Origin of the sequence: Endozoicomonas sp. YOMI1 (assembly GCF_024606345.1) — a bacterium.
Classification (GTDB): domain Bacteria; phylum Pseudomonadota; class Gammaproteobacteria; order Pseudomonadales; family Endozoicomonadaceae; genus Endozoicomonas.
The window spans coordinates 1-11,796 of the sequence record NZ_JAHHPM010000029.1 but is presented as its reverse complement, the minus strand read 5'-3'; the positions used below and the strand labels follow the sequence as shown (position 1 = coordinate 11,796).

The window sequence follows — 11,796 nt, the reverse complement described above, 5'->3', positions numbered from 1 at the left end:
CCAGGGTGAACGGAGATTGTACACATCAAACTCATTGAAATGATGCACCAGGAACCCAGGGTGAACGAAATCTGTTAACCCGGGTGATTACTGGTCTGATATGCCAGGGATTTTACGGACACTTTCTCCAAGTGATCGATTAAAATCAGTTTATCCTGCCTGTTCAGAAAAGATCCCAGCTCCATTTCCTTGCCATGAGAACGAATATGAATGGAGGGCGCTTTCCATGGATGAGTCGCCTTGCGAATGATCAGTTGACACCACAAGCGATGATAATGGTGAGTGCTCTGGTGGTTTGTAAAAGCCTTCTGAATAGTGACCTGATGCTCCTGAAAGGTGATCAGCTCTTTCCGCTGCCGTTGCCATGCACAGTAATAAATACCGGCAAACAAGGCAGTCACTTCCAGTATGGAAAAAGGCAAGATAACTTTAGCGCGTGCAAGGTAGAAGCCGACAGCGATGCTCAGAGACAGGTTTATTGATCAATTTCCGGTGCCCGGGTTCGGCGAAAGGCAGTGCCGTTGGCATCGAACAGATAACAATGCTCAGGTGATAGCTCGACACGTATTTTACTGCCTTCTTCCCGGCGAAGGGAGTCTTCTACCCGCACAATAAAATGCTCTCGAATGGTATCGTGGTTCATATAGATAAATGACTCGGCACCCAGGCGCTCCAGTGCTTCTATGCGCCCATCAACGGCATTGCCACTGTCGGTTTCCGCCAGGGTATGTTCCGGTCGAATCCCTAACACAACACGAGAGCCCGGATCGGCTTTGCTGGTATCGACACAGGCTTTCAGGGTTTCGCCGGTGGTTAGACGAACATGCGTCTCCTGTTCGCCACTTTTTTCAATGACGCCGTCAAAGAAGTTCATTTTGGGTGAGCCAATAAAGCCGGCAACGAACAGGTTGGCCGGATGGTGATAAAGTTCCAGCGGTTTGCCCACCTGCTCAAGGTTGGTGGCTGCGTCCTGTGCCAGGGGACTCAATACCACAATCTGATCCGCCAGGGTCATGGCTTCAACCTGATCATGGGTGACGTAGATGGAGGTGGTTTTCAGTCGGCGATGTAATCTGGCGATCTCCTGTCTCATCTGGACACGCAGGGCAACATCAAGATTCGACAGAGGCTCATCAAATAGAAAGACCCTGGGCTGTTGCACAATGGAACGGCCAATAGCAACCCGCTGTCGTTGACCTCCGGACATGGCTTTGGGTTTACGCTCCAGCAGTGCCTGCAGTTGCAGGATTCGGGCGGCTTCATCAACCCGTTCATCGACAACGCTTTTTTGCGCCTTTGCCAGCTTCAGGCCAAACGCCATATTTTCTGCAACGGACATGTGGGGATAGAGGGCGTAAGACTGGAAGACCATGCCCACACGACGCTCATTGGGTGGCCAGTCATTCACCTTCTCGCCATCAATGCTCAGCTCACCGCTGGTGATATCTTCCAGTCCACAGATCATCCTCAGCAGCGTTGACTTGCCACAACCGGATGGACCGATGAACGCGATAAATTCACCATTACCAATGTTCAGGTTGATGTCTTTCAGAGTCCAGGTTTGTCTCTGGTCATAACTTTTCGCAATGTTGACGAGTTTGACTTCTGCCATAGGACACCTTTAAAAGATCGCTGTCCGCCGCCCGCTTCCCGCTTCCCGCAAAAGCCGGATTTGCCTACGCTTTTACGGGCAGCGGGAAGCGGGCGGCGGGCGGCGTTTTTTTAACCTTTGACACCGCCCGATGTCAGTCCTCCGACAATCCAGCGTTGGCAGGCAAGGAAAATAATGGTAATGGGAAAACCGGAGAGCACGGCGGCGGCGGCAAAGTCGCCCCATAAATAGTTCTGTGGGTTCAGGTACTGCCTTGAGCCCACCGCAAGGGTGAGATTATCCATACTCTGGAGTAGCACCGATGCCACCGGGTATTCGGCAATACTGGCGATAAATGCCAGGATAAAAACAACCGCCAGAATGGGGACGGACAGCGGCAATAGCACAAAGCGGAATGCCTGCCAGGGCGTTGCCCCATCAATAGCCGCTGCTTCTTCCAGAGAGCTATCGATGGTTTCAAAGTAACCTTTGATCAGCCAGATATGCAGTGCCATGCCACCCAGGTAGGCGAGTGTGACGGAGCCCAGGCGATCCAGACCGAGCCAGGGGATGTAGTCACCAATCTGGTCAAACAGTGAGTAGATGGCCACAAGGGCAAGAACGGCCGGGAACATTTGCAGGATCATCATGGCCGTCAGCATCTGCTGTTTAAACCGGAACCTCAGCCGGGCAAAGGCATAGGCGCCGGTTGTCGCCAGAATCAATATCAGGGCAGAGCTGGTGATGGCGACCTTGATGGAGTTCCACAACCAGGTCAGCACCGGAAAAGGTGGTTGCGTAATAGAGCCATCGGCATTCTCCCAGGGGATACCCAGTGCCAGGTACCAGTGTTCAAGGCTGGGGTTTTCAGGAATCAGAGAGCCTGTGGCAAAGTTACCGGTGCGCAGGGAAACGGAGATAATCATGAAAAAAGGGAACAGGATCATCAGCAGGAAAAGCCACATCACAATACGGGCTGTCCAGACCCGGTACTTCAGATTTCTTGGTTGAACCATTGCCATGATGACTTCTCCTGTGTGTCTTGGTGACTTTGTGGTTCAAAAACATGATTCCCGGCATTACTGCAATCGTCGTGTTGCTTTCAGGTTTACCCAGGCAATAAAGCCCACCATCAGAAAGATCACTGTGGCAATCGCAGAGGCCAGGCCGTAATCCTGGCCATAGGAGCCAAAGGCAATACGGAAGGTGTAACTCACCAGGATATCCGTAGCTCCGGCCGGAGTCGTGGCGTGCAGCATATCCGGAGCGCCGCCGGTTAACAGGGCGATCAGAACCAGGTTATTAAAATTAAAGGCAAAGCTGGCAATCAGTAGTGGAATCAGCGGCTTGATGATCATCGGAATGGTAATGTGGAAAAGATTCTGGACCGGTGTAGCGCCATCAATGGCCGACGCTTCATAGAGATCTTCCGGAATACTTTTCAGCAGTCCGATACAGAGGATCATCATGTAGGGGTAGCCCAGCCAGGTGTTGACAATAATGACCATGGATTTGGCCAACAGTTCATTACTGATCCATTCCGGTTTAATTCCGAAGAGCATATCCAGCAGCAGGTTGATTTCACCAAAGTTCTGGTTAAACAGCCCTCTGAAAATCAGGATGGAAATAAAGGCCGGTACCGCGTAAGGCAGGATCAACAGCAACCGGTAAACACCATTCCCTTTAAGCGGTTCCCATTGCACCAGGCTGGCCATTAACAGGCCGATGATCAGTGTGAAGGCGACAGAAAGCGCGGCAAAAATAACCGTCCAGGTAAAGATCTTCAGGAAAGGTCCCTGAATGCCCGGGTCAGTAAAGACCCGGACAAAGTTATCCCCGCCAATATAGATGGTGAAACCGGGACCAATCTGCTCTGTACCGGCTTCATTGGTGTAATACCCCGTCGCCATATCCGGATAGATTATCTCTTCAGTGCGGTTATCGATCAGGGCAAGGTTTTGTTGCGGGTATTGCCGGTCAGTGTGGTCATCGGGACGATAAACCCTGGCAATAGCACCGAACTTTCTCAGACTGGTCATGGCCAGCTCAGTGCCATCAGGCAGAACAATATCCAGCTTCTGGAGGGTTGAACGTTTTTTGATGATTTCCCGGATAGGGAGGGCCGCGCCGGTTGGCACATGGATGGATTCAAAGACTTTCAGTTCCTGAGGCTGATCACTTTCAGTAAATGGTTTGGTCAGATAGTGTGCCTCACCGCCTGCAGCACTGGTCAGCATCAGCCGGAAGCTGGGGCCTTCCTGATACATCTTGAAAGAAAACGATTCGCCGCCCGTACGGTAGGTTTTCGCCAGGTGTATAGCCCTGACTCGCTCAAGGGAGAGCAGGTGGTTGGAACTGTAATTGGTAAAGGCGACATTGACTGTGTAAATCAGTGGAAAGACGATAAAGGTGATTACCCCCAGAAGGCTGGGGTAGACATAGCGATAGTTGTACCCTTTTCTGCTGATAACAATCCATGTACCTACTGTTGCGAGAACCAGCACGAGCATGGCAAAAGCCAGCTCTCCCTGGGCATACATCAAGGTCACACCGTATAAAAGTACCAGATCAATAACGGCAACAATGGCGATCACCAGATAGGCACTTCTGCTGGTAGCTCTTGATGTGCTCATGGCGTGCTGGCCTCTTTTAACCGACAGAAAACGGTTAACCGATGATGCGTTTTGCCGCGTCGTTCAGCGCTTCACGGTAGTTTTGTCTGCCACTGGTAATATTGCGCAGAGCGGTCTCCATGGCAGACCAGAATTTACCCATTTCCGGAACATTCGGCATGATCAGGCCCTGTTTAACATTCTGGTAAGTTGCCGCGATACGAGGGTCTTTCATCAGTTTTTCCATCATCGCCTTATTAGCCACGGCACCAAGAGGAACGTCATTGTTCATGACGGTCAATCCCTGTTCGGTGAGCAGGTAATTCTCCAGAAACTCTTTGGCAATGGACTTGTTGGGGCTGGCATTATTAAGTGCTGCCCCCCATACGCCAACGAATGCTTTGGCCGGTTTGCCATGAAGTTTGGGCAGTGGTGCAACACCATAATTGATTTTACTCTTATCCAGATTTGCCCAGGCCCAGGGGCCGGTGATCATCATGGCGACTTTCTGCTGGTTGAAATTGGCTTCCATCACGCCATAGTCAACGCCACGTGGCATCACGCCTTTATCGATCAGGTCGAGCAGCATCCTGGCGCCTTCCATTGCGCCTTTGTCGTTTACGCCGGTTTTCTTAACGTCATAGCCTTTGGCCGTTTTCTGAAAAACAAAACCGCCTTCTGCTGCCAGTAATGGCATGGTGAAGTAGGGTTGAACCTGATCCCACATAATCGTAATGATGCCTTTTTCATCCTTGTTGGGGATTGGCTGCTGCTTCAGTTTCCTGGCCAGGGGAAACATTTCTTCAAAAGTGGCAGGCGGTGTTGGCAGGATCGCTTTGTTGTAAATAAGGCTGATGGCTTCCAGAGAGACAGGGTAGCCGTAGATTTTGCCATTACTGGTCATGGCTTCCCAGCCAATGTTGTTCACGCCTTTTTTGAACTCTGGTGATGGGCTGACAGGAGCCAGCAAACCACTCCTTGCCCATTCACCATATCGATCATGGGCCCAGAAAATAATGTCAGGCCCACTGCCGGAGGCTGCTGCCTGTTGAAAGCGGTCGGTAATATTTTCCGGGATTTCGACTTTAACTTTTATCTCCATGTCTCTGGTGAACTCGGCACCAACCTTGCGAATACCCTCATAGGCTTTGTCGCCACCAACCCATATCAACAGCTCGTCGGAGCTGAAGGCCGATACGCTACCGGCAAAGATCAGTGACAGTGCTGTCAGGATAACTGGGAAAGTCTTTTTAATCAGTGAAGGGATCATTTCTGATTTCTCCGGGTAAACCAGACTGCTGGAAAGGCTGCTGGTTATTCGGGTAAGAGAAGTAATTAACAGGTCGAAAGAACCTTGGTTGATTGCAGTTAATTGCTAAAAAACCGGTCAGGTTTTAGCCGGATGAATGAAACGGATACTGACTAATAATAATCGCTGCGTTTGAGTATGCCAGTAAGAATATTTAATACCTTATATTAAACTAATGTTTCAGTTATTAAGGATTTGTTTTTAATATATTTTTCCTGGGTTATTGTTTTTTTAAATGGCAGTTGTTGTTTGATTTATAAAAAACAGTTATTTGTCGTCGTTTATATTCCTTAAATCGATATAACTCTAAAAAAAACGACAAAAATGTACCTAATCAGAGTCAGGCAACTATAACTTACTCATGGTTTTCCATTATTGCCAATGGAGCAGGGTTAGCTTTGTTCCCGGCTCATATTCTTTAGTTACTTCTCAAGCTGTTTTCTGTGACGACTCCTCTCAATAGATCAATCTGCAAAGCTTGAGCTGCCACAAATGAGTGTTTGATATGGATAGAATCAATGTAGATCTGAGTTCAGTTCGTAATATGGATACGGTTCAGATTGAACAGAGTATTCGACGTCATCTTGAACAGTCTCTCGGGGTTGATCCCGAGGAAGCTTCCCCCGGAGATTACTGGGAAGCATTAAGCCTGCTGGCCAGGGAAATCAACCTGGATCGTACAAGGAATACCCGTAGGGATGAAAAAGACCAGGGAGCCCGAAGGGTTTACTACCTGTCACTTGAGTTTATGGTGGGGCGCTTGCTGGGTAACAACCTTCATAATCTGGGGATCTATCATCAGGCTGAGAAAGCCATGGCCAGTTTTGGCGTGAGCCTTGCCGATGTTCTGGAATCCGAAACGGACCCTGCGCTGGGTAACGGCGGGCTTGGACGACTGGCCGCCTGTTTTCTCGACTCACTGACCACTCTGAACGTTCCCGCTTTTGGTTATGGGATTAATTACCGCTTCGGTCTTTTTAAGCAGGGCTTTGTTGGCGGTAAACAGGTGGAAAGCCCGGATGCCTGGCGGGAAGATAACTTTCCCTGGGGCATTGAAAAACCGAAAAGAAAGCAGGTTGTGCGGTTATACGGCAAGGTCAGGGAGGTGGATGGCAATAAGCTTTGGGAGGATACCCAGGAAGTGTTGGGCGTCCCCTGGGATTTACCGATAACCGGCTATAACACTGAGCGTGTTAACACCCTGCGCCTTTGGGAGGGCAGAGCGACAGAAGGGTTCGACCTGGACAGCTTTGATGCCGGTCGTTATCAGGATTCCAGGTTCCGGGAAATTCTTGCAGAAAATATCAGTCAGGTGCTCTATCCAAACGACAGTCATCCTGAAGGCAAAGAGCTGCGCTTTATTCAGCAGTATTTTTTTGTTGCCTGCTCGCTGGCTGATCTCATTGCCCGTTACCAGCGTGAGCATGAAGGCTGGGAAGAATTTATCAGTAAAGTCGTTATTCAGTTAAATGATACGCACCCGGCAATCGCTGTGCCTGAGCTGTTGCGGATCCTCATGGATGAAGAGGATTTTGTGTTTACCAGGGCCCTGGAAGTATGCCGCAGCGTTTTCTGCTACACCAACCATACACTGCTGCCTGAAGCCCTGGAAACCTGGCCTCAGGGGTTGATCGCAAGGGTTTTACCCAGGCATATGCAGTTGATCTATCAACTGAACTACCACTTCTTGCACACAGAGGTTGAAAAACAGTGGCCGGGTGACCATCAGATGAAACGTCGTCTGTCCATTATTGAAGAGCCGACAAACCCTGCGGAACCACAGATGGTACGCATGGCATACTTATCGGTGATTGGCAGTCATAAAGTCAATGGTGTTGCCGCTCTGCACTCAATGCTGGTGAAGGCAAACCTCTTCCCTGAATTTGATCAGCTCTGGCCTGAGAAAATTGTTAATGTGACCAATGGCGTAACCCCCAGGCGCTGGCTTGCCAACTGTAACCCTGAACTTGCTGAGCTGATTGATCAGACACTCAACGGTGACTGGCGCAGCGATCTTTCACAATTAAGCGAGTTAAAGAGCCGGGCTGATGATCCCCGGTTTCAGGAAACATTTGCTCGAATCAAGCTGGATAATAAAAAACACCTGGCTGGGGTTATTGATGAGCTGTGCGATGTAAAAGTCAATCCTGAGGCGATCTTTGATGTGCAAATCAAGCGTCTGCATGAATACAAACGGCAACAACTGAATCTGTTGCATATCATGGCGATTTACCGTCGTCTGCTCGAAGACCCGGATCTGGATGTGCCCCATCGGGTGTTTATTTTTGCAGCAAAGGCAGCGCCGGGTTATCTGGTGGCAAAGAACATTATCTACGCCATTAACCGGGTGGCAGAGCGGGTCAATAATGACCGCCGCATTCGGGATAAGTTGAAAGTGGTTTTCCTGCCCAATTATCGTGTGAGTCTGGCTGAGAAAATCATTCCTGCGGCCAATGTTTCTGAGCAGATATCAACAGCCGGCTTTGAGGCCTCAGGTACAGGGAATATGAAATTTGCCCTGAATGGCGCGTTAACCATAGGAACCATGGATGGCGCTAATGTGGAAATTGCTGAAGAGGTGGGAGAGGACAATATCTTTATTTTCGGGAAGACGGTGGATGAAGTCAGTGATCTGCGTCATCGGGGGTATAACCCCCGGGATATCTATCAGCACGATGAAGAACTGAAGGCCGTTATTGACTGGCTGGCATCGGGAGACCTCAGTCCTGACGAGCCAGATGCCTTTCGTCCATTGGTGGAATCTCTGCTGGATTCTGATTACTTCCTGACCCTGGCTGACTACCAGTCCTATAGTGATGCCCATGAGCGGATCGTTCAAGCCTGGAAGAATCCATCCCACTGGTGGCGCATGGCGATCATTAATACCGCATCCATGGGCAAATTTTCATCGGATCGATCCATTGTCGACTATTGTAAAACTATCTGGAATATTGATGTGTAGTGTCGTTTACTACGGGGCTGATTATGGCTGATGCTCTTAAAGATATCCGAGTGGATTCCGACAGCCGGGATACCGTGCTTGATGACCTTCTGAATACCTGCTGTGCAAGACCCTTTGATTTGCTCGGTTGGCATCCCGCCAGAATCGGTAAAGGGCTGGTAGTAAGAATATGGCGGCCAGATGCCATTGATGTGGATGTTATTGATGAGGTTACCGGGAATAGCCTGGGCCCCGCTACTCATATTGCACCGGGGCTATTTGAGCTGAAATTTCCGGATATCTCACAGCCTCTGGCATATCACCTTCTGGTCACCAATGCCCAGCATCACCAGTTCAGGGCTAACGACCCTTATCAATTCTCCAGCCTTTGTCATACAGCGCCGGTCATCCGCCACAACTGGTTGCACCATACACTGGGTGCTCACCTTCATTCTGTTACGCTTTCAGGCCATAGCTGGCAGGGCGTCATGTTTCGTGTTTACGCGCCTCATGCCCGCAGTGTCAGTGTGATTGGTTCATTTAACCACTGGGATGGTCGGCTGCACCAAATGGCCAGCAGTAACAGTGGTATATGGCAGTTGTTTATTCCTGAAGTGACAGCGGGGGATCTCTATAAATTTGAGCTGAAAGATCACAGTGGGCAGCTTCTGCCCCAAAAAGCGGACCCCTTTGCCTTTTATGCGGAGCAGCCACCGGGGAATGCATCCATTGTCTATGATTGCCGAAAATATCAATGGCAGAATAAGGCGTGGCATCAGCGCCAGGGGTTAGATCGACCGGTCAGTATTTATGAGGTACACCTGGGCTCCTGGAAAAAAGGAAAGTTTGGGCAGCAGCTGAATTACACTGAACTGGCTGAACAACTGGTGCCTTATGTGCAAGGGATGGGGTTTACCCATGTTGAATTTCTGCCTGTTCATGAGCACCCTTTTAATGGCTCCTGGGGCTATCAGCCGGTGGGTTTATTTGCGCCAACCAGCCGTTACGGTGATCCGGATGGTTTGAAAGCGTTAATAGACCGGTTTCATGATGCTGGTATCGGGGTGATTGTTGATTGGGTTCCTGCACACTTTCCCTCTGACAGTCATGGTCTGGCCCACTTTGATGGAACTCATCTTTATGAATATGAAGATCCCCAAAGGGGGTGGCACCCGGACTGGCAGACACATATTTATAACTACGGACGCCCGGAGGTCAGAAACTTTCTGAGCAGTAATGCATTGTTCTGGTTTGAACAGTTCCATGTGGATGGTTTGCGGGTGGATGCGGTGGCATCAATGCTTTATCTCGACTATTCAAGGGGGGAAGGAGAGTGGCAACCCAATGTTCTGGGGGGTAATGAGCACCTTGAGGCCGTCCAGTTTATCAAGGAGCTGAATGAAGCCGTATACCAGAACTATCCCGATGCAATGATGATTGCTGAAGAATCAACCAGCTGGCCCGGAGTCTCGATGCCTACTTACGACAATGGGCTGGGGTTTGGTTACAAGTGGAATATGGGGTGGATGCATGACACCCTGAATTACCTGACCCGCTATCCGGAGCATCGTCGTTATCACCATGATCAGATACTGTTTAGCATGGTGTACAACTACAGTGAGCACTTTATTTTACCGCTTTCCCATGATGAGGTGGTCCATGGTAAAGGCACACTGCTCAGCCGAATGCCCGGAGATGAGTGGCAGCAGTTTGCCAACCTCCGTGCTTTGTACGGTTATATGTTTGGGCACCCTGGGAAAAAATTGTTGTTTATGGGAGCGGAGCTGGGTTCGCACCATGAGTGGAATCACGATGGTCAGCTGGACTGGCTTTTGCCAGAGGAAAATGAGTATTCCCGTGGTTTAACGACTATGATTAGGTATTTAAATACCACTTACCAGTCTTTACCTGCTTTATGGCATTCCGATTATGACCCAACGGGCTTTCAGTGGTTAATTACCGATGACGAACTCCAGTCAGTCATCGCCTTCAGTCGGCACACCGTCAGTGACTCACCGGTGGTGGTCATTGGTAATTTTACCCCGGTGGTCAGGCCCCATTACCGGCTGGGAGTCCCCGTGGCCGGTGTATGGAAAGAGGTGTTTAATTCCGACAGCCGTGAGTTTTCCGGCAGTGGAGTGCTGAATGAACTGCCTCTGGTGACAGAGCCTTTGCCAATGCATCATCAGCTGCATTCATTGGTTATGACCCTGCCGCCATTGGCGACTGTTTTTTTACACCTGGCCGAATAAACTATTTTTCTGGATTTGAGCAGACTGCTCATTAAGGATGCGCGAACATGAGTCATTTTTTCACGCCGGAAGACTATGCCATTGCGGTGGCTGAGTCACCCGTTGGCAAATACGTTTACACCCCTTATGTAGAAAGTGCGTTTGTGACGCACCCGGTGAATTCTGTGCTGGATCTGCGCTGCAGCGAAGGTTACTTTTCCCGCCTTGCCCTGGCGGCCGGGGCTGAGTATGTGGTGGGTGTGGATCAGTGTCCGGCCATGCTGGATCGGGCAATACAGTTGAATGAGTCTGCTGATCCCGGTATTGAGTTTAAGCAGGAGGATCCAACGTCATTGCGACTGGATCGATCATTTTCTGCGGTGTTGGCCTTCTGGCTGACCTGCCGTATGGCCAGCCTGAGCCACCTGAAAGAGCTGACAGAAACTCTCTGGTATCATACGTCACCGGGCGGTTATAGTTATCTGCTGGCGCTGGATTCTGAGCGTCATGCCCGAGTGCAGGGTAATCCAAAGGCACCGGATGACTGCTACGGAAAAAAAGTGGACTCTGTGGCAAACCTGCAGGATGGTGATCCGTTTGAGCTGACCATTCAAGTCGGTGAAACTGAGGTTCATTTTACCGATTATTGCTGGTCTACCGAGACGATTGTTCAGCGCTTGAAAGAGGCAGGCTTTGCCAACGTGAATGTGCTTTATCCTGCCGTGTCGGATGAAGGGCTTGAGGCCAGGGGTGGTGATTACTGGGCAGCGTATCAGGCCGATCCGTTTGTTGTGGCGATTGAGGCGTTCAGGGAGTGAGCCTTCCCGGGGAAAGCTATTCGGTATTACTCCATATATTCAAGAGAACCGCTCACCACTATGGTGGTGTCCGTACGTTTGATTTCAGGAAGTGCCGAGTTGTCTGCTGTTGCCGTTCTTCCCAGAATGCTGGGTACCCTGTTTTATTATTCTTCAATCTCCGAAGAAGGCAATTGATGGGTTTCTATCAATGACGTCCAAACTCCGTTCGTCCTGAGCGGAGTCGAAGGACGTAAACGCCATACCCTGAATAAAGACTGTGCCAATCACCCTTCGACCGTGCATCCTGAGCGG

At 50.0% G+C, this 11,796-nt stretch carries 8 protein-coding genes; 3 read left to right on the top strand and 5 right to left on the bottom strand.

The genetic code is table 11. From position 1 onward, the window contains the following. Positions 1–74 precede the first annotated feature (74 nt). From KDK15_RS01095 to malE, 5 genes are all read right to left on the bottom strand, one after another. Positions 75–461 (bottom strand): DUF2244 domain-containing protein, encoded by a 387-nt coding sequence (locus tag KDK15_RS01095; RefSeq protein ID WP_257293519.1) that lies wholly within the window; start codon positions 459–461, stop codon positions 75–77. A 14-nt stretch (positions 462–475) separates the two neighbouring features. After that, positions 476–1,612, bottom strand: a complete 1,137-nt coding sequence (locus KDK15_RS01090) for an ABC transporter ATP-binding protein (protein ID WP_257293518.1) — start codon at positions 1,610–1,612, stop codon at positions 476–478. A 110-nt stretch (positions 1,613–1,722) separates the two neighbouring features. Then, entirely contained in the window at positions 1,723–2,613 is an 891-nt protein-coding gene (gene malG / locus KDK15_RS01085) for a maltose ABC transporter permease MalG (protein ID WP_257293517.1), read from the bottom strand. A gap of 57 nt (positions 2,614–2,670) precedes the next feature. After that, positions 2,671–4,224, bottom strand: coding sequence for a maltose ABC transporter permease MalF (gene malF / locus KDK15_RS01080; protein WP_257293516.1), 1,554 nt, complete (start codon positions 4,222–4,224; stop codon positions 2,671–2,673). Between the two features lie 34 nt (positions 4,225–4,258). Beyond that, complete coding sequence (malE, locus tag KDK15_RS01075) at positions 4,259–5,473, bottom strand: maltose/maltodextrin ABC transporter substrate-binding protein MalE (RefSeq protein ID WP_257293515.1); 1,215 nt, start codon at positions 5,471–5,473, stop codon at positions 4,259–4,261. A 544-nt stretch (positions 5,474–6,017) separates the two neighbouring features. Here malE and KDK15_RS01070 point away from each other — a divergent pair. The 3 genes from KDK15_RS01070 to KDK15_RS01060 are packed head-to-tail and all read left to right on the top strand — an operon-like array spanning position 6,018 to position 11,502. Beyond that, complete coding sequence (locus tag KDK15_RS01070) at positions 6,018–8,474, top strand: glycogen/starch/alpha-glucan phosphorylase (protein ID WP_257293514.1); 2,457 nt, start codon at positions 6,018–6,020, stop codon at positions 8,472–8,474. 23 nt (positions 8,475–8,497) lie between these two features. Next, entirely contained in the window at positions 8,498–10,705 is a 2,208-nt protein-coding gene (gene glgB / locus KDK15_RS01065) for a 1,4-alpha-glucan branching protein GlgB (RefSeq protein WP_257293513.1), read from the top strand. Between the two features lie 47 nt (positions 10,706–10,752). Next, positions 10,753–11,502, top strand: a complete 750-nt coding sequence (locus KDK15_RS01060; RefSeq protein ID WP_257293512.1) for a trans-aconitate 2-methyltransferase — start codon at positions 10,753–10,755, stop codon at positions 11,500–11,502. The last annotated feature ends 294 nt before the right edge of the window (positions 11,503–11,796 follow it).